General features: G+C 53.0%; 17 protein-coding genes. 8 read left to right on the top strand and 9 right to left on the bottom strand.

The window, feature by feature from the left end; translation table 11 throughout:
* Positions 1–30: 30 nt before the first annotated feature.
* Complete coding sequence (locus BW956_RS03030; protein ID WP_076460706.1) at positions 31–1,575, bottom strand: GGDEF domain-containing protein; 1,545 nt, start codon at positions 1,573–1,575, stop codon at positions 31–33.
* Positions 1,576–1,770: 195 nt separating this feature from the next.
* Here BW956_RS03030 and BW956_RS03025 point away from each other — a divergent pair, with 195 nt between their 5' ends.
* Positions 1,771–2,646 (top strand): alpha/beta hydrolase, encoded by an 876-nt coding sequence (locus tag BW956_RS03025; protein WP_076460704.1) that lies wholly within the window; start codon positions 1,771–1,773, stop codon positions 2,644–2,646.
* Positions 2,647–2,652: 6 nt separating this feature from the next.
* On the opposite strand, the gene BW956_RS03020 is transcribed toward BW956_RS03025, so the two are convergent.
* Positions 2,653–4,092, bottom strand: coding sequence for a sensor histidine kinase (locus BW956_RS03020; protein ID WP_076460702.1), 1,440 nt, complete (start codon positions 4,090–4,092; stop codon positions 2,653–2,655).
* Positions 4,079–4,759 (bottom strand): response regulator transcription factor, encoded by a 681-nt coding sequence (locus BW956_RS03015; protein WP_076460700.1) that lies wholly within the window; start codon positions 4,757–4,759, stop codon positions 4,079–4,081. The genes BW956_RS03020 and BW956_RS03015 overlap by 14 nt, the downstream gene beginning before the upstream one ends.
* A gap of 120 nt (positions 4,760–4,879) precedes the next feature.
* Here BW956_RS03015 and BW956_RS03010 point away from each other — a divergent pair, with 120 nt between their 5' ends.
* The 6 genes from BW956_RS03010 (at position 4,880) to BW956_RS02985 (ending at position 13,253) form a co-directional block, all read left to right on the top strand.
* Complete coding sequence (locus tag BW956_RS03010) at positions 4,880–5,899, top strand: Bug family tripartite tricarboxylate transporter substrate binding protein (protein WP_076460698.1); 1,020 nt, start codon at positions 4,880–4,882, stop codon at positions 5,897–5,899.
* A 182-nt stretch (positions 5,900–6,081) separates the two neighbouring features.
* A complete protein-coding gene (locus tag BW956_RS03005) occupies positions 6,082–6,537 on the top strand; it encodes a tripartite tricarboxylate transporter TctB family protein (RefSeq protein ID WP_076460696.1) in 456 nt (151 codons plus the stop codon).
* A 15-nt stretch (positions 6,538–6,552) separates the two neighbouring features.
* On the top strand, positions 6,553–8,064 hold the full coding sequence (locus tag BW956_RS03000) for a tripartite tricarboxylate transporter permease (RefSeq protein ID WP_076460694.1): 1,512 nt from the start codon (positions 6,553–6,555) through the stop codon (positions 8,062–8,064).
* 391 nt (positions 8,065–8,455) lie between these two features.
* Positions 8,456–9,202, top strand: coding sequence for a hypothetical protein (locus BW956_RS02995; RefSeq protein WP_217695082.1), 747 nt, complete (start codon positions 8,456–8,458; stop codon positions 9,200–9,202).
* A 134-nt stretch (positions 9,203–9,336) separates the two neighbouring features.
* Entirely contained in the window at positions 9,337–10,893 is a 1,557-nt protein-coding gene (locus BW956_RS02990; RefSeq protein ID WP_217695081.1) for an arylsulfatase, read from the top strand.
* Positions 10,894–10,994: 101 nt separating this feature from the next.
* Positions 10,995–13,253, top strand: a complete 2,259-nt coding sequence (locus BW956_RS02985) for a multiheme c-type cytochrome (RefSeq protein ID WP_076460688.1) — start codon at positions 10,995–10,997, stop codon at positions 13,251–13,253.
* A 28-nt stretch (positions 13,254–13,281) separates the two neighbouring features.
* Here the strand turns inward: BW956_RS02985 and BW956_RS02980 are convergent, their stop codons facing one another.
* The 6 genes from BW956_RS02980 to BW956_RS02950 all read right to left on the bottom strand — a co-directional run bounded on the left by BW956_RS02980 (position 13,282) and on the right by BW956_RS02950 (position 17,787).
* The gene (locus tag BW956_RS02980; protein WP_217695080.1) at positions 13,282–14,049 is read right to left on the bottom strand and encodes a YhfG family protein; all 768 of its coding nucleotides are present in this window, start codon (positions 14,047–14,049) and stop codon (positions 13,282–13,284) included.
* A gap of 87 nt (positions 14,050–14,136) precedes the next feature.
* A complete protein-coding gene (locus tag BW956_RS02975; RefSeq protein WP_076460686.1) occupies positions 14,137–14,847 on the bottom strand; it encodes a hypothetical protein in 711 nt (236 codons plus the stop codon).
* 119 nt (positions 14,848–14,966) lie between these two features.
* A complete protein-coding gene (locus BW956_RS02970) occupies positions 14,967–15,455 on the bottom strand; it encodes a P-loop nucleotide/nucleoside kinase family protein (RefSeq protein ID WP_076460684.1) in 489 nt (162 codons plus the stop codon).
* Positions 15,456–15,563: 108 nt separating this feature from the next.
* Complete coding sequence (locus BW956_RS22850) at positions 15,564–16,037, bottom strand: DUF805 domain-containing protein (RefSeq protein ID WP_076460682.1); 474 nt, start codon at positions 16,035–16,037, stop codon at positions 15,564–15,566.
* A 107-nt stretch (positions 16,038–16,144) separates the two neighbouring features.
* A complete protein-coding gene (locus BW956_RS02960) occupies positions 16,145–16,696 on the bottom strand; it encodes a hypothetical protein (protein ID WP_076460680.1) in 552 nt (183 codons plus the stop codon).
* A 599-nt stretch (positions 16,697–17,295) separates the two neighbouring features.
* Entirely contained in the window at positions 17,296–17,787 is a 492-nt protein-coding gene (locus BW956_RS02950) for a hypothetical protein (RefSeq protein WP_076460676.1), read from the bottom strand.
* Positions 17,788–18,363: 576 nt separating this feature from the next.
* Here BW956_RS02950 and BW956_RS02945 point away from each other — a divergent pair.
* Positions 18,364–19,017: a TetR family transcriptional regulator C-terminal domain-containing protein gene (locus tag BW956_RS02945; protein WP_076460674.1), complete on the top strand. Its 654-nt coding sequence runs from the start codon at positions 18,364–18,366 to the stop codon at positions 19,015–19,017.
* Positions 19,018–19,419 lie beyond the last annotated feature (402 nt).

The raw sequence follows: 19,419 nt of genomic DNA, 5'->3' as shown, positions 1-19,419 counted from the left end.
CCGTTGGCCAGGTCTGTAAATCTGTGAGACTTAACGAGCAAAGCGAACACAGTTACGACCAGCCCCCTTGGCGGCATAGACTGCTTCATCGGCCCGGTTAAACAGGGTTTCGGCAGTATCCCCTTCGCGGATCTCGGCGGCGCCGAGGGAGATGGTGATACTGACCGGCTGACCCTGAAAGTTGAACGGGCTTTGTTCAACGGCCTGCCGGATTTTCTCGGCCGCCTGATGCGTATTATCGCCAGTGGTGGAAGGTAGAAGGATGACAAACTCTTCACCGCCAAAGCGAGCGACAAAGTCCACACCGCGCAGGTTGTTCAGCAGCACCTTGGCCGTCAGGCGCAAGACCTTGTCGCCGGCCAAGTGGCCGTATTGGTCGTTTATCGACTTGAAGTGATCCAGGTCGCCCACGCAAAGAGAAAATGCAGTGCCGTAGCGCTGGAAACGTTCAATCTCTTCGGCAAACTTTTGATCATAGGCGAGTCGGTTGGGCAGGCAGGTCAGCGGGTCGGTTCTGGATTCCATATGGGCGTCTTCGGCCCGCTGGCGGAAGGAGTCTGCTCTCTGCTCCATTTCCGATAGCCGTGACAGCAAGGCGTTTTTCTCTTCCTGCAATGCCTTGATGTGCTCATCTTCACTGGCCTTGTGCTGATTCATGGCCCGAATGATATCGGCCAGCTGGGTGCTGACGGACTGTTTCAATTCGTTGATGTCATGGGTGTTCTGGACCGTATTGTGGATGTTGCTGACATCCTGGCGCACGGTCTGATCAAGCAGGTTATTGCGCTTGCGCTGTTTCATCTCCAACGTATCGGTGCTGTCCACAAAGCTGCGCAGGTACGCCAGCTGGTCGTTCAGGTTCAGCAGGTAGGTCTGGATATCGGCTTCCAGGTTACCACCACTGCTGCGTACCAGGTCCGACATGTCTTTCAGGCAGTATTCCAGTGTCTCGGCGTCAGGTGCTTTTTCCAGACGCTTGATCAGGCCATGAGCGCGCTCAGCATATTTGGGTGGCACATTCAGCTGCTGCAGCAGTTCCAGCATGCGGGTTGCCAGGCGTGCGCTGATCACCTCACTGAACTGGGACAGGTCGTCTTCGCTGTTTTTGGACACATCTGCCGGGATCAGCTTTTTCTGCACGCCAAGCAGGGTCGACATAATCTTCGGGAGCTGGTGCAGGTCGGTTTCTTGAGCTTCCAGTGATAGCCTGATGCCGGTCAGGGCGTCGCTATGCGTGCTTTCGCTGTCCTGCAACATCAGCATGCTGGACCACTCTTTGAGCTGTTTCAGCAGGGATTCGACCAGCTGCGCACGTGGCCCTTCCAGTTTGCGCACCTGCTTCTCGGTTTTGCGCAGTAATCCTTGAACAGGCTCCAGCCGGCCTGCATCCAGCTCGGATTTCAGCTTATTGAGCAGAGCATCCAGCTCCGGTGATTGGCCGTGAGTGGCCAGGTCCAGCTGCATGGCGAGACTGCGTAATTGGGCAACGGCGGTGGCAGCATTCTTCTCGTACTGCTCGGACTCGCGTACCAGAGATTTGTATTTGCTTTGCCAGTCATCTTTTTTGCCAAACATTCAGCGGTGCACTCTGTTGCAGGTGTATGTGTTGCCCAATAGCGAGCGCTTTCAGGAACGGATGCGCCAGCTACTCCAATGACGATATAGGGTCTGTTGTCGGTTGGCTACTACACTTTTAACTAAGCCACGACAAAACCAAATGTCTGTATATAGAGTAGAGACATATATCAATTCTGTAGTGCAGGGATGAACATGAAAGCGGTTTTCTTTTCTCTGGGAGCGCTGCTGCTAAGCGGTTGTACCCAGCTGGGGCTCGGGCTTGCAAACCTTCCCGCCAGAGTGGGGGGCGCAGCCGTTGTGCAGGATCAGTCCTATGGACCGGATGAGCTGCATCAGCTGGATATCTACCGGCCTGATTCTGGTCGTGGGGACGCCCCGGTATTGGTGTTTTTCCATGGTGGTCGCTGGACCGACGGTGACAAGTCCATGTATCCCTTCGTTGGCAAGGCATTTGCCGACCAGGGTTATGTCACCGTCATTGCGGATTACCGTAAATACCCTGAGGTTCGCTTTCCCGCATTTGTGCATGATGGTGCTCAGGCGGTTGCCTGGGTACACGACAATATCGAGCGCTTTGGCGGTGATCCCGAGCGGCTATTTATCGCCGGGCACTCCTCCGGCGCACACATCGCTTCCCTGTTGGCTGCCGATGAGCGCTATCTCCAGGCTCAGGGTAAACCCACCGCAATTGTACGTGCCTTTGCCGGCCTGGCTGGCCCCTACGACTTTGTCCCCGATGAAGAGGATTTGATCGATATCTTCGGCCCGCCCGAGCGTTATCCACAGATGCAAACCACTACCCATATTGAGGGTGACGAGCCGCCCATGCTGTTGCTGTGGGGGGAGAAGGACACGCTGGTGTGGCGGCGCAATATCGATCTGCTCAGTGAGCGGATACGGGCGCGTTCAGGGCAGGTGAGCACCCGTCTGTATCCTGACCTTGATCACGTCGGCATTCTGGCAAGTCTGACCTGGATGCTGCGTGACCGAAGGCCCGTATTTGAGGATATGCTGGATTTCTTTGCTCAGCATGAGCCTGTCAGTGCGCTGGCAACCGCAGAACAATAAAGGCTGTTATGCCTCTGTTCCCGAGTGTTCAGGTGCACTGAGCTCCAACGGCAGGCGTATGCAGACTTCCAGCCCACCCTGGCTGCGGTTGCGCAGTTCCAGCTGAGCCTGATGGATATCACAGACCTGGCGCACAATCGCCAACCCCAATCCGGTGCCCGGTGTTTGCTGGTCCAGACGTACGAAGCGGTCGGTGACCGAGGCCAGTTGGCTTTCTTCAATGCCCGGCCCTTCATCCTGAACGCACAGCCAGCCACTCTGGTTGTCGTGCCCGACGGTCACGCTGATCAGGCCTGGCTGCCCATTTTTCACTCCATAGATCAGGGCGTTGTCGATCAGGTTGGTCAGGGCACCGGTCAACATCAGCTTGTCGGCCCGTACCCAAACCGGTGAATCCTGGTCACAGATAAACTCGATCTCGCCACCACGCTTATAGATACGCGGGGCCTGCTGCATGACCAGCTCGCGGCAAAATGCGCCCAATTCCAGCGGCTGTAGCATCTGCTGATCCATCAGGCTCTGCCGCGTTTTCGCATAGGAAAGCAGTTGCTGAGTGGTGCGGCTCAGGAAATCGGTGATCTGTTCAATCTGTTCAAACCGGGCCAGCTGAGACGGTGCGCTTGCCTGTGGGTCGGCTGAACCGGACACCAGCTCTTTCTGGGCCAGTTCCGACAGGGTCTTGATCTCGGCCAGCGGGGTGCGCAGTTGATGCGATACATCGGCGTTGAAATATTGAATATGCTCGATGTTGTCACGTACCCGTTGAATCAGGTAATTGATGCTGTCGACCAGTGGCTGGACCTCCGGCGGCACCTGGCTGTGCAGTGGCTTCAGCTCCTGCTCGGCGCTGTGTTTGATTGATTCACTCAGGTGTTTCAGCGGTAACAGGCCTCGGCGCACGGCCAGCATGGCGGTAATCATGGTGAGTATCATGGTCAGCAGCGCCATGATGGTGAGCACATTGAGGATATCGAAGGTGAACTGGTCACGCCCGTGCAGGCTCTCGGCCACCAGGATATACACGCTTGAGCTGGGGCTGGTGCCGGGGATCTGAATGAACACGGCACGCAGGTCATTGCCGGCAAACAGGGTGTTGTAATACTGCGGGCTTTTATCGCGTGTTTCAGGCATGGGCAGGCCGTTGAATCCTGCCAGCAGTTCGCCATCCACCCGCTCAACCCGGTAGAAAATCTTCTCGGAGGAGGCCGATTCCATGGTATCAAGGGTGAAATAGGGCATATCAAGCATCGCCTGACCGTCACGGATCTCCAGCCGTTGCTCGATGCTGTGTGCCGCGCCCAGCAGCATGCGATCAAAGACCTTGTTGGCCTGTACCGATAACAGAGAGGAGGTCAGCAGCAGGGCACCCAGGCCAATTGCAATCATTGGCAGCGCCAGGCCCAATATCAGCCGGACGCGGATCGAATTGAAATTAACGGCCAGCATCTGACCCGTCCGCCTCCAGCAGGTAACCCAGTCCGCGAATGGTCTTCAGCGTCAGCGCGCCTTTCAGCTTCTTGCGCAAACGCGATACATAGGTTTCGATTGCGGTTGAGCTGACATCATCATCGAAGGAGCTGATGCGTTCGGCGATCTGCTCCTTGCTGACGACACGGCCGGTGTTGGCCAGCAGATATTCCAGTACCGCCAGCTCGCGGCGGTGCAGGTCCACGGGCACGCCATCCAGGCTCAGAGTCTGGGCGCGGGTATCCAGCTCAAGAGTGCCATGGCGGATCAGGTTGTTGGCTTGTTGTTGGCTGCGCCGGAGCAGGGCACGTACCCGTGCCAGTACCTCTTCCAGCTCGAAGGGTTTGCACAGGTAGTCATCGGCGCCCAGATCCAGTCCTTCGATGCGCTGGTCCAGCTGGTCGCGTGCCGAGATGATCAGGACCGGCAGGTCCTGGCCCTGCTGGCGCAATTGCTTGAGAATACTGCGACCGTCTACACCGGGCAGGCCCAGGTCCAGCAGCAGAAGGTCATAGAGTTGTTGGCGCAGCAGCGCCTGGCCCTGAGCGCCATCGGCCAGTGTATCGACGGCAAAGCCGGCCTGAACCAGCACCTGCTTGAGGCCATCGGCCAGCGTCGGGTTGTCTTCGATGATTAAAATCCGCATTCGGGTCTCCTGCATTAACCAAGTTGGCGTGTGCAAGCTTCATGACAGTTTGGGGCGTTAGATTGCCTGTTCGAATAATGCACTAACGCTAATCTAAAACTATAAGAAGAGGATCTCCTCATGCTGATGAAAAAGCTGCGCAAACTGCTGGCGGCCAATACGCTACTCGCTTCCGCGACGATTGCAACGGCTTCCACCGCCGTGATGACCTCCACCACTGCCTATGCCAGCGATTACCCCAATAAGCCGGTCAACTTCGTAGTCGGTTTTGGTGTGGGTGGCAGCGCTGATCGTATGACCCGTGCCATGTCCAGCTTCCTGGCGGACGAGCTGGGTGAGCCGATCAAGGTGATCAACAAGAAAGGCGCCGGTACCCAGATTGCGGCCAATTATGTGCTGAACCGTCCGGGTGATGGTTACACCGTATTCGCGTCTACCTTTGCGCCGTACCTCAGCAATACCATCCTGAAAGGCAACGCCAGCTATACCATTGAAGACTTCAGCTACCTGAACTTCCAGTGGTTCGACATGGATCTGATTGCGGTGAACAAGGAATCACCCTACCAGAGCCTGCAGGAAGTGCTGGAAACCATCCGTAATGAGCCGAACAAGGTCCGTGCCTCCGTGGTACAAGGATCTGCCGGTCACCTGATGCTGCGCCTGCTGCTGGATGTGAACAACATTCCGCAGGAGAACCTGGCGCTGGTGACGTATAACAGTGGCGGCAAGGCCCGTTCTGCTGTAGCCGGTGGTCAGGTTGATCTGATCTCCATCAGTGCCCAGGGCAGTGAAGGTATCCGCGAGTTCCTGCGTCCGCTGGCTATCGTCAGCGAAGAGCGCAGCAACAAGTGGGATGCGCCGACCATCAACGAAGCGCTCAAACCGATGAACACCGAAGTGGCGGTACTGCCGGGCTCCATGCGTGGCTTTGCGGTCAGCACCGAGTTCAAGCAGAAGCACCCGGAGCGTTACCAGAAGCTGAGCACGGCTATCCAGAACACCCTGGCCAGCAAAGAAGTTCAGAGCTTCCTCAACAAGAGCGACATCGGTGGTGTTTGGGTTGGCCCGGAGAAGGCTGACGCGCTGATGAAGCAGAACTACGAAACCTTCAAAAAATACGCCCACTTGCTGAACGACTGAGCTTGAGCCCTCAAGCCTGGTTGAACCTCTACAACTGAAGTAGCCCGGACTGGCCGGGCGCCCCGTGTCTCTGCGCGCACTAGGAAACGCGGGGCTTCAGTTGCTCCGATCACGCTTCAGACGGATCTGAGCTTCGAGTTGACCTCTCAGAGTAGATGCTCTGCTGAAACGAGACCTTCACTATGACACTGCACAGAAAAATGCTCGCCGACCTTGGTGTTCTGGCGGGGTTGGCGGGTTTTACCATCTGGTATCTGCTGGATGCCTGGAAAGCCTCGGCCAGTGCCGAAAACCTTATCCTGATTGTCCCTATCGCGGCTATCGTCCTGCTGCTCTGCCTGCTGGATCTGTTTACTCAGCTGAAAAAAGGTGTAACCGACGATCACCGGAATCGCGAACCCGTTGCCAGCATTCTGCCGGTGATGGGGCTTTTTGCAGCCTATGTTCTGAGCCTCGAATGGCTGGGGTTCGATCTGGGCACCGTGCTGTTTGTGGGCGGTTTCCTGTTACTGCAGGGCGAGCGCCGCTGGGTGTGGGTGCTGGGCTACAGCCTCTGTTTCGGTTTTCTGGTGGCGCTGTTCTTCGCCAACATGCTGCCGTATCCCATGCCGATGGCTCTGTTGCCAACCGATTACTGATTCAGGAGACAGATGATGATCGATTTTGCCGCAGCGGCTGATGCTCTCAGTCTGCTCTTCTCCAGTGCTACCCCCTGGCTGGTGGTGGTACCCGGTATCCTGATCGGCCTGATTTTCGGTGCCGTTCCCGGCTTGCAGATCTCCATGGCCATGGCGATCTTCCTGCCCATGACCCTGTATATGGATTTCATGCAGGCGATGCTGTTTCTGACCGCCATCTTTACCGGCGGCTCCTTCGGTAGTGGTGTCCCCGCTATCCTGATGAACATTCCCGGTACCTCTTCGGCGATTGCGACCGCCTTTGATGGCTATCCCATGGCGCGTAAGGGTGAACACAACCAGGCACTGGGCCTGGCGCTGGGCTCCTCCAGCTTTGGTGTATTGCTGGGATATCTGATCCTGTTTGCGCTGATCCAGCCGATCTCCGGGCTGGTGTTGAAGCTCGGTCCGGCCGAGATGTTTGCCGTTATTCTCTGGGGCATGACCCTGATTGCCAGCCTGAGCGGCACCCATATGGTCAAGGGTTTGATCGCCGGTATGGTCGGTTTGTTGGTGGGTACCATCGGTTTCAGTGAAGCCGGTATGCTGCGTGGCACCCTGGGCAATGAGTACCTGCTGGATGGTGTGCCGGTCATTCCGGCCATGATGGGCATGTTTGCAGCCTCCGAGCTGCTGCGTCTGGTGAACACCCCTTACCTGGTGGAAAACGAAGCTGCCCGTAAAGTGAATATTCGCCTGATCGTAAAAGGCTTTTTCCAGGCGTTCCGTTATCCCACGGTGCTGCTGCGAGGCAGTGTGATTGGCGTATTTGTCGGTGCCGTACCCGGTGTGGGGTCATCGGTTTCCAACCTGCTGTCTTATATCGAAACCAAGCGCCGTGACGCCAATCCGGATAGCTTCGGCCAAGGCAACCCCAAGGGTGTGGTGGCGTCAGAGTCGGCCAACAGCACCTCCGAGGCGGGGTCCATGGCAACGCTGCTGGCACTGGGCATTCCAGGTGGCGGTGCAACAGCCGTAATGCTGGCAGCTTTCGCCATGCATAACATTACCGGCGGCCCTCAGTTTATCCGTGAAGAAACTGATGTGGTGTACGCCATTATCTTTGCCAACTTCGGCCAGGTGATACTGCTGATGGCGCTGGCACTTATGTTCCTGCCCATGCTGGCCAACGTGGTGAAGGTGCCCATGCGTTACCTGATCCCCTCGGTGCTGGCGCTGGCGGTATTCGGCTCCTTTGGCCTGACCGGCAATATTGCAGGCCCGATGACAGTACTGATTTTCGCCGTGATTGGCTGGCTGTTCCGCCGCTATAACTACTCGGTACCGGCGGCTGTGATCGGCATCCTGCTGGGCAGCATGGCAGAAAGCTCGTTGCTGCATACCTACCAGATCAGTGGTGGTGAGTTGAGCTACGTACTGGATCGTCCTGTCACCATTCTGATTCTTTGCTTGCTGGCACTTTCCCTGTTCGGTAACAAGCTGATGAAGTTGATGACGGCCAGGCGTGCTGCAAAGGCAGAAGCCTGAGATGCCATGATTTATTAATAGCTTCCCTGAGTAATGGCAGTCTGCGAGTGTGCTCCCAGGCTGTCACTCTTCCATTATATTAGTAAACCTTTTTATGTAACCAAGTTGCGCCAATATATTCAGGTGCTTTCTGTTTTAATGCCCTTTTGTTCTGAATTCATAAACTCTGATATCTCAGATATCAAAATACATTTCTGTTTTTTCCATTTCTTCGTTTGTAATAAAGTTCAACTTTCATAACCCTTTCAGATGCCTCTATACTCCTACTTAAACTGAGATTCAGCAGTAATGGAGTGCGTGCAATATGGATAGAGGCTTGTCTCCCCAACATTCAAGACGGAGTCGTACTGCCAAGGCTGTTGCCCTTTGCTCTCTGCTAGGTAGCGCTGGTTTGGCTAACGCCCAAAGTGCGGATGACCTGGCCAAACAATTGGCTAACCCGGTGTCCAACCTGATCAGCGTGCCCATACAGGTCAATATGGATTTTGGAGGCGGCGCTGATGGCGATGGCTACAAATCTGTCACCAACATCCAGCCAGTTATCCCCATCTCCATCAACGATGACTGGAACCTTATCTCCCGTACCATTCTTCCCCTAAGCTACCAGAAAGATTACACCTACGACGGCGGCTGGAGCCAAAGCGGCACCGGTGATGTCGTGCAAAGCCTGTTTCTCTCACCCAGGGAAACCGGTGAAAGTGGCTTGATCTGGGGGCTGGGTCCCGCCTTTCTGCTGCCTACCGCCAGTAACGATAGCTTGGGCAGTGAGAAATGGGCTGCTGGCCCAACCGGGGCGGCGCTGGTACAGCGGGGTCCCTGGACCTATGGTGTCCTGGCCAACCACCTGGAAAGTTTTGCCGGTGAAGATAATCGCTCCGATGTCAGTGCAACCTTTGTGCAGCCTTTCGTTAACTACGGCGCCGGAGGTGGCTTGAGCTACGCCCTTAACCTGGAAGCAACATACGACTGGGAGCATGACCAGGAATCCGTCCCCATGAACCTGATGGCCACCAAAGTTACCAAGTTGGGTGATCAGATGGTCAGTTATGGCGGCGGTTTACGTGCCTACCTGGCAGGCCCTGATTCGGCGCCGGACTGGGGTGTGCGTTTTGTATTTACATTGCTGTTTCCGAAATAGGGAGCAGCCGTTAATGATCAGTTGTTAAGCCGTTATCTGTCGGTGCTGAAAATGCCCTGAACCCCGGGTATTTCAAATCGGATGGATCTGCTGCTAAGCCTGTAATGGAAACCGAGAACCTGTTCGGGGGAATTATGACAAGGAACGATTTACTCAAACCTATAACCTGGATGCTATCCATCCTTCTGGGTGCTTTTGCACCTTTAGCTTTCGCAGCAACGGACGCTGAAAAGCCCAATATCCTGGTGATCTGGGGTGATGATGTGGGCATGTGGAATATCAGTGCCTACCACCGCGGCATGATGGGCGGCTCTACACCGAATATCGACAGCATCGCCGATGAAGGCATGATCTTTATGGATCACTATGCCCAGGCATCCTGTACTGCAGGTCGTGCAGCGTTCCTGCTGGGGCAGTACCCCATGCGTACGGGCTTGAGCACAGTGGGCCTGCCGGGTGCCAAAGAGGGTATTCAGGATTCAAATCCTAGCCTGGCGACCATGCTGAAAGCAGAGGGCTACGTGACTGGTCAGTTTGGTAAAAACCACCTGGGTGATCGCGATGAGCACCTGCCGACCATGCACGGCTTTGATGAGTTTTACGGCATCCTCTACCACCTGAACGCAGGTGAATATGAAGAGCAGTATGATTATCCGAAGGATAAGGAAACTCAGGAAAAGTTTGGTCTGACCCTGCGTGGCATCACTCATTCCAAGGCGTTGCCTGAAGGTGGTCAAGAGATTGAAGACCTGGGCCCCTTTGGTGCTGAGCGTCAGAAGACGCTTGATAGTGATGTGATGGTCGAGTCCAAGCGTTTCATCACTGATGCAGTTGAAGCCGGAAAACCCTTCTTCGTGTGGCATAACACTACGCGTATGCACTACAAGACTCATCTGAACGAAGAGTACGACGGTGTAACGGGTTACGGTCTCTATGCTGATGGCATGAAAGAGATGGATGATGATGTCGGTGAGCTGCTTGGCCTGCTGGATGATCTGGGCGTTGCCGATAACACCATCGTGATGTTCTCCACCGACAATGGTGCTGCATCCAACTCCTGGCCGGATGGTGGTAACCAGCCGTTCCACGGTGAAAAAGGTGTTGGTGGCTGGGAAGGCGGTTTCCGTGTACCTGTCGTCGTTAAGTGGAAAGGCCATATTCCGGAAGGTGTTGCGACCGGTGAGTTCATGACAATGGAAGACTGGATGCCGACCCTGATGTCATGGGTTGGTCAGAAGGACCTCAAGGCTGAGCTACTGGAAGGCAAGAAAATAGGTGGCAAGAAGTACAAGGTCCATCTGGATGGCTATGACCAGAGCGACCTGCTGCTGAATAACGGCAAAACCAAGCGTAAGGACTTCTACTACTTCACCGAAACTACCTTCCACGGTATGCGCTGGGGTGACTGGAAGCTGATCTTTACCGATCAGGAAGAATGGTTCCGTGCGACTCAGCAGCCGATGACCAGCCCCTACATTATCAACTTGAAGCTGGACCCGTTTGAGCGTTTCATTCACTCCCGTGGTTACGATGAGTGGGCCGAGAACCGTACCTGGATTCTGGGACCTGCCGGCAAGCAGATTGCCAACTTCGTGAAAACGTTCCAGGAGTTTCCGCCGAGCCAGGCCAGTATGTCTACTTCGGTTGAGAGTGTAAGCAAGATGATTAACTCGCAAGCAATGAGTCGATAACTTATATTCGGGTTATAAAAAACGGGCTTGGCCTTTCGGGGTCAGGCCCGTTTCACATTAAAACAGTCTAGGTTCAGTGTGGCGCACTGATAAGGTCGTTGATGAATACCCATTCCAAGCTCAATGTACTGCTGCCGTTTCTGCTGCTTCTTTTCGCCGGATTAAGTTATGCACAGGACGTCAAAAAGAATGAGTCTGCTGCCGAGTATGTCGGTGGTCAGCAATGCGTGCAGTGCCATCAAGCCGAGTACGATGATTGGAAAGGGTCACACCATGAGCTGGCCATGCAAGAAGCGACCGCTGAAACAGTGCTGGGCGACTTCAATAATGCCCGCTTTGATTATTTTGGCGTTGTATCCGAATTTTATCGCAAGGATGACAGGTTCTTTGTCAAAACCGACGGACCGGACGGGGCGCTGACAGAGTATCCCATTGCCTATGCCTTTGGCGTTTATCCGCTGCAGCAGTACCTGATCAAATTTCCCGGCGGCCGTCTGCAGGCGCTCAATATTGTGTGGGACACACGCAGCGAGGAAGAAGGCGGGCAGCGCTGGTATCACCTCTACCCGGATGAGCCGATCAAACATGATGACGAACTTCACTGGACCGGTTTGAATCAAAACTGGAACTTCATGTGCGCGGATTGCCACTCCACCAACCTGCAGAAGAACTACAACTCCAATACCGACAGCTACGACACGACTTGGAGTGAAATCGATGTCAGCTGTGAGGCCTGTCATGGGCCGGCTTCAGAACATGTTCGCTGGGCTGAAGCCGAAGCAAAAGGTACAGCAGCTTCCTATGACTGGGGTGAACACAAGGGGTTTAGTCTGGCCTTTGATGAGCGCCAGGGCGTTGCCTGGAGCATGAACCTGGAGACGGGCATCGCCAAGCGCAGCGAGCCGCGTACCACGCAAAAAGAGCTGGAAACCTGTGCCGCCTGTCACTCCCGCCGATCCACTGCACACCCCAATGCCAAACCGGGTCAGCCCTTTGGCAACAACTTTCACCTGAGTTTGCTGAGAGAGCCGCTGTATCACGTGGATGGTCAGGTGGATGGCGAGGTCTATGTCTACGGCTCTTTCCTGCAGAGCAAAATGTATCAGGCCGGTGTGACCTGCTCCGACTGCCACAATCCGCACAGTCTGGAGTTGAAAGCGGACGGCGATCAGGTCTGCGCGCAGTGCCATTCTCCGGCCAAGTTTGCACAGAAATCGCATCACATGCATGAGCCGGAGTCTGAAGGCGCCAGTTGTGTCAGCTGTCACATGCCCGAGAAAAACTTCATGGGCATAGATGCACGTAATGATCACAGTTTCCGTGTGCCCAGGCCGGACCTTTCAGCCAGCCTTGGCGTGCCTAATACCTGCACCGCTTGTCACGACGATCAGGATGCGAACTGGGCCGCGGATAAGCTGGAACAACATTTTGGCAAGCCGGAAAGCGATCACTACGCCTGGGCATTGGCGGCCGGGCAGAGTGGCATTCCCCAGGGCGAACGTTTGTTGTCACGTCTGATCATGGACAAAACCCAGCCGGAAATCGTGCGTGCTACTGCCGTCACACTGATGCCGCAGTACCTGTCACAGGAGTCGGCGCAGCTGCTGCAAATGGTGGCCCAGAGTGATGAGCCACTGATGGGGCTGGCGCTGGCATCCGCCGCAGAGGAGATCCCGGCGCAGTACCGTCAGGTGTTTACGGTGCCTCTGTTGTATGACGATAGCCGCGTGACCCGTGGGCTGGCAGCCCAATCCATGGTGGGGTTGTCGATGGAGCGTTTGCCGGCACGTGTCAAAGAGAAGTATGAAGAAGGGCTGGATGTGTTTGTGCACTCCAACCAGTTCAATGCTGACCGCCCTGAATCCCTGACCAACCTGGCAAACTTCTATCAGCAGCAGGGCATGCGCGATGCAGCCGAGCGGTATTACCGCCGTGCCATCGAAATGTCGCCTTACTTTACCCCGGCGTTTATAAACCTCTCCGAGTTGAGTCGTCAGCAGGGAGACGAATCTGCCGTGCGTAAAGTGTTGCAGGAAGGCTTGGCCAGTGCGCCCCAACCGGCGGTGATTCACCATGCGATGGGCCTTTCCTATGTACGGGAAAAGAACATGCCCGAGGCGCTGAAGTACCTCAGGATGGCGGCCGAAGCTGAGGGGTCATCTGCACGTTATCTGTACGTATACGCGGTGGCCCTGAACTCCAACGGTCAGGCACCTCAAGCCATTGAAGTGCTGGAAAAGGGGCTGGAACGCTATCCGGCGGATACCAGCCTGCTTTCGACGCTGGTGTCGATTTACGAGCGTCAGGGTAATGCCAAAATGGCCGAGTACTATCGACAGAAACTGACCGGCAGAAACTGAGTCGTAGTAACAGGCCTTGGGATGCAGGTCAGTTGGACGATAAACGGGAGCCTATGCAGGTGTTGAACACCGCCTGCATGGTCTCAAATTCGCACAGGGCGGCATCGATACTGGCCTGCATCCAGACCTCGCGGTCCACCGGCTCCCAGTCCACCTCAAAGCCGGCGTTAATGATGACAAAGTCGCACCAGAGCCTCAGCGTGCGGCCATTCCCCTCCCGAAACGGGTGCACCATGTTAAGGTCGCCACAGGCTTCGGCCAGAGCTTCGATCAACTGATCACGCGAGTGTTCTGCCAGCCAGTGTTTATCAGCCAGCGCCGAGAAAAAACGGTCCCCCTCCGGCTGGATGCGCGGTACGGTACAAAACAGGGTGTTGCCCTTGGCAATATCGGTGGTGCGCAACTTACCTGCCCAAGTAAATAAATCTGCAAACAGCTGTCGATGCAGCTGGCGCATGAAGGCCAGATCGTAGGGCGGCGGACAGAACTCGATGCGATCTGCAGCCAGGCTGGTCAGTGCCTGCTCAGCGGCCTCCAGTGTGTCGGCGTTGTCGATATTGAGACGGTTGATCAGCAGGTGTGAATCCGGGTAGCAGTAAGGGTCACCTGCATGAGTCTCAGTCGTGTCAGGTGTCTTCTGTGCATAGCGGGCAATCACACGTGAGCGTGATAGATCTTCGCAGGCCGCCAGCTCCTCGCCCAGCGGGAAGCCCTCAAGACGCAGGCTGGCCAGATAGTTGTGGTGCCGCACCCTGGCAAAATACGCCGCCTTGGCGTTCATGGAAACATCGGACATGGTGCTGCTCCCGTGCCTGATTCAGGTGATAGGGTGAGTATAGACGTCTTCATGGGTTGTACAGAACGCCCGCCCGGCGCCTTGTACTCACACCAGAGCTGTGCCATCGGCACTGATTCGCAACGTGCCATCATCCGAGAACATTAGCGCGATTTCCGGGTAGCTGCGGTTGTCATTCAACAGGTGGCTGTACTTGTTGATAACAGCGTCTATCTCGGCCTGGCTCTGTGCCTGGGCATACTCTTCATGGAAAGGCTCCAGCTCCTTCAGCGCAGCTAGATGTGAAGACAGGGCATTGGCGGTACTCAACTCACGCGCCATGGCCGGATTTTCATCCAGCGCTGCTTTCAACTGATCGGCATAGGGGTAATCCGCCGGTAGTACCATGTTGCCGCTGGAATCATAGCGGATACTGTCCGGTGCCTCGGGAATATCGTGCTCAGCGAGGAAGTCTGGAAATACCTTCGAAATATGATCCTGCAGTGCCCGTACGTTCTTTTCACTCGGTATCAAAAGCCCATCCAGCGACAACGCAGGCGAGGAATAGCCGCCATTGAAATAGGTACTCAGGCTCAGGTTCTTCTCACCCTTGCCGGTATCCATGGGGTAAACATCCTCTGCCGACGAGACAGTTTGCCCCAGTGCAGAAATACGGGTGGAGCGGTCAGCACTTTCCGCACCGGCCTGGCTGGAGGGGAGGGTATTTGCCGCTGTGTGCACCTCACTGGCTTCCACCGCAGCTGTGGTTTTGCTCAAAATACCGAGGTAACTCTGGGCATTACCGAATTGAATAGCCATCACGGACTCCCTTTCGTTTTGGATTGATCAGGGAACGAGCAAGGTTTGGGCCAAGAGCACTGTTAGGACTAGGTGAATAATGAACGACGTCCGCGCTGTGCTGGTGCCACTTATGTGTTTCATTCAACACGCACTATGTTCAAACCTTCATCAGAGCTGGGTGCTTCAAAGTACCGGGTGACGTGATGAAACACTGACTCAGTATCAAAGTGTGCTCTTTCCAGCTGCTCAACACGGCGCTTTGCGATTTGAGACAGGCACTGATCGTCGCTTACATCGAGGTACAAAAGCGCGTGTTCACAGCTTATCTCGCTACAAAGAGACGCAAACCACGACCTTTGCTTCACCGTGTTTGCAGGGAAGTCCATCACGACATTGACCCCGACACACAGAAGGCTTTGAACGTGCTTTCTGACAAATGGTTTTATGCGATTTGAGTACTGGATGTAGTCATCGAATGACTTAATTTGGTCAGGAAAGTGTGCCGCTAGCCATTCGTCTTCTGATAGCAAGACAGCATTGTGCTCGGCAGCCACTTCTTTGGACTTTGTTGACTTGCCTGCCCCCATCTTTCCACAAAAGAAGAACAATTTTCCCGGGTTCTTCATGTTTGATCCTTTGATATGTAGCGCATACATTCGAAGCCGAAGTAGAGTGCTGTGACGCCGAGGTGAAAAAATCGTATTTGTGAACAATGCATTCTTGTTAGGCGTCCACTAAACCGGGGGAAGATCAGTCCTAATTGACGCGTTGTTAGTGCTACCCCAGCGGTTAGGATCAGGGTAGCTTTTGTAGAAAAATAGCATGATTAAAACGAAAAAATTGAGGCCATAGAGTACCAGCATTGGCCATGATGTTGCCCATGTGATATCGATTGACTCTATTTTAAAAGCACTCTTCAAATAGAGAAGAGTCGAAAATGAAAATGGAACAGCAATGTAGAATACGGTTAGGACGTATCCAGGCAAGTGGATGTCATGAATTCGCCGCAGCATTATCGGTGTAACGGACATGAGTGAAACTACTTGGAAAAGGATTTTGCTTAGATAGTAGGTATCTGAATTAGTTACTGGGTCCACTAGTTGCTGAAGAAGATAGCCTAACCCTAGCCATAAGACGCTGATTACGATAAATATAATCAGGAACTCTCTCCGAGAAGCCCGCCCTTTGGCTGAGAAGATGTTGCGCATACGATTAATTCCTAACGTCCACATAAGAGGCAGGCAAATCGTTTGCCCATACTTGCCTCTGGCACCACAATGGCGAGCGGTTTGGCTGTTGATTGTTAGCTGAAATATTAACAAGACTCACAGGCCCAATACCGTTCGTGAAGTTCGCCGACCTTTTTAAAGTACTTCTCAAGTGTTGGCTTCCTTTGTTTCAAAAGGTACTTTTCTACAGATCTATCTAATGCTTCAAATACACTATCTTGGTCTCCCGATGCTGGTTTCCCTTTTACTATTCGTTCAATAGCAGGGAAATACATGCTAAAAAAATCACCTTCACTTAAAAACTGCTCAAAAGCTTCTTCAACAAACTCGCTATAATTGTAGTCACAGTATTCATGCCTTGAGCCTTTTGCTATAGTAACCAATTCTTTATAAAGCGGATCATCACTTGGAATAATATAGTGTTTATCAGGAAATGCTTTCCTTTCTTCTTCAGGGTTTAAGAAGTATGTGTACTTATCGCACACTTGATACACTATTTTATTCACATCCAGCTTGATTAACATTTTACTTATTTCTTTAATTGTTTCCTTGTTTTTTGTAACAAGTTCCTCAGCGGATACAGTTCCGAAGAACAAAGCTCCAAATATGAAATAGCAAGCCGCTATAGTTCTAAGCATTATCAATCCCAACTTAAATTTCAGCTAACGCATAATTTAGGGTCCGGAGCTGCGTAGCAGCGGAGGTCCCAGCCCGCTTGCGCGGCGACTACAATTACTTGTTATAGCTACTACGCATAGGCACATAAGATGATTTCGTCATCACCTATAGTTAAAGGGAGCTGTCCTAACTTTTCTAATGAGTTGAGCAAATGTTGGCTACATGATTCATCTTTATACATCGCTCCTGTCCTCGAGTCCCGTAACTGCTGAAATCGAGCAATTCTCAACTCACGAATTTCCTTATAGAAAATAGGCCCTCCGACAAGACAACCATCTCCCAGATACTCTTCATGAAAAATTGGTGATTTGACCTCCTGGGGTCGAGAAAACCTCTCCTCCCAGACCGTCGAAAATCTTATTTCCACATTGGTTTGGGCTATAAGATAAAGCACCTCATGCCACTTAGTGTTATTCATAAGCGAAACACTAAAGTTACGCACCTTATCGTCCAACTTCACTCTATATTCATCTGGACCCATACTAAACTCAGTAGCTATAACGCTTTACACAGTGGCCGCAGCGCAGCTGCGGTCCAATGCTGTAACTTGTTAGCACACTTACCTCCAGTTCTTCATCATTTCTTTTTCGAGTTCAGGATTAGTTACTTCAACTGAAAGATCAACGAAAGCGCCTAGTTTAACGCATGAAACACCCGCAATGGTTTTACCCGACTTTGACTTGAATTGATATTTGCTCATTTCCCCTATGTATTTTAATGGAAACAACGAGACCAATACCTTCGCGATAACGGTTTTGGATGCTTCGCACTCCTCGATAGTTTCAAAAACACGATCGCCTCGTAGCCCAGAAACCATTTTGCTCTCAGGGAACACGAACACGTTCAGGTCAGGCAACTCTCGCTTTAGGGGGAAAACCTTAACCGGCACCGTAACTAACAGAAATGGTGAACTAGTGCTTTGGTTCTTAGTCAAAATCTCAGGGGCTTTTTCTCCGACCGTCACCCAATATACCTCTGGTTCAGATAGCTCCCCAGCCAAAACTGAGGCAGAAAATATCACCGAAATTATAGCCAAAATACGTTTGATCATTCTTGAAGCCTCGTGGTGCTAACAGTCCATTTATGAGGTCTACTACCTCATAATAATTATTAGCGGGTATACCTTTTAACTCTGGCTATGGAGCAATAACTTATTGAAAAATAATAAAATATTTTCCGTAGAACAGCCTGAAAGGTATGTTTTCGCCTGAAGAACACACGTAACGGGTATAGCCAGAAACGGCAGTCGGCAGGCCATCAGAGGTAAAGCGTATTAGTGAAGAGGAGTCATCATCCCTGGTTGTCCTTCCTTGAGTGCCGACTGTCACCATGCTATGCAACTCACCCGCACGGCTTTCCTTGTCTTGCATGCACAATACTATAGCCAGCGATTGTTACGTAGGCCACCCGACCTAAGTAAAATCCCCAATCGGTTTTGTTTCCTGCGCCAGCTGCCGGCCCGGCAGGGTGCTCCGTTACGCATACCCCTACGTAAGGCGTGATGTAGTTGTCATGCAATTGGACTAGAGTTTGGGTATGTTCACGGGCGCTTCGCCGGATATGACAACTCAATAGTTACCATCTGGTAAGATACACCCAGAGTCACTTATCTATTTGGATGTAAAGAATGCCGATTTCAGCGGAAGAAACTGTTGAACAGAAACCCCGCCGTCGCTCCCGTATTCGGGAAGCGCATGAAGCTACTGTACTGAGTGCCGCCGAAGGGCTGTTTGCCATGAATGGCTACAACGGCACGTCGATTGAAGCCATTGCCGATAAAGCCGGCATGTCGAAGCAGAACCTGCTTTATTACTTTCCCTCGAAAGAAGTGCTTTATAAGCGCGTACTGTCCAATATCCTGAGCCTTTGGGTCGACAAGATGCAGCTGCTGGAACAGCAGGGCAAGGAACCGGCCGACATGGTACGCAACTATATTCAGGGCAAGGTGGAGATGTCGCGTACCAACCCTGATGCATCCAAGGTGTTTGCCATCGAGATCATCAACGGTGCGCCTTATCTGAAAGAGTACCTGCAGAATCATCTGCTGCCTGTACTGGAAGAAGATGTAAAGCTGGTACGCAGCTGGATTGCGGAAGGGCGTATCGATGCGGTAGACCCTTACCATCTTTTCTTCCTGATCTGGTCAGCCACTCAGACCTACGCCGACTTCTCGGCACAGGTGAGCCTGTCCCTGGGCAAAGACTCGCTGGATGATGAAGACTTCCAGAACGCGATCGACTTTCTGACCCATGTGATCATCAAGGGCCTGGGCATGAAGTAAGCCCGCCCGTCTTCACAGAACCGGTGTCAGCTCCCTGAGCGGCACCGGTTTTTTATTGCCTGCCGCTCACCCTGTTCCGCTCAATTCACCCTCGAAACTTCTCTTCCAAATGTCTGATCTGTTGTGCAGTGGTGTGAAATTTTTGCCTGCTCTCATCGGCATAGATCAGGCTGTCGATGTATAAAATCATTAAAAATCATTAAGTTACAGTCATTTAAAAGGGCTGATATTTTTTGTGTTTAATTTCTTGACCGTTTGGCAAAATTTGATCTAGTATAACTTTACCGTTTGGTAAAAAGTTTGTAGCGAAAACCTGAAGCCGAAAATAAGAATAAAGACGGAGATAGGGTGTGATGGAGAAACGGAGTATTCCGCTTCATCACAAGATGCGCCTGATTTTGA

This window comes from Marinobacterium stanieri, from assembly GCF_900155945.1.
Lineage (GTDB): Bacteria > Pseudomonadota > Gammaproteobacteria > Pseudomonadales > Balneatricaceae > Marinobacterium > Marinobacterium stanieri.
The sequence above is the reverse complement of the archived record's forward strand: the minus strand, read 5'-3'. Positions and strand labels throughout refer to the sequence as shown.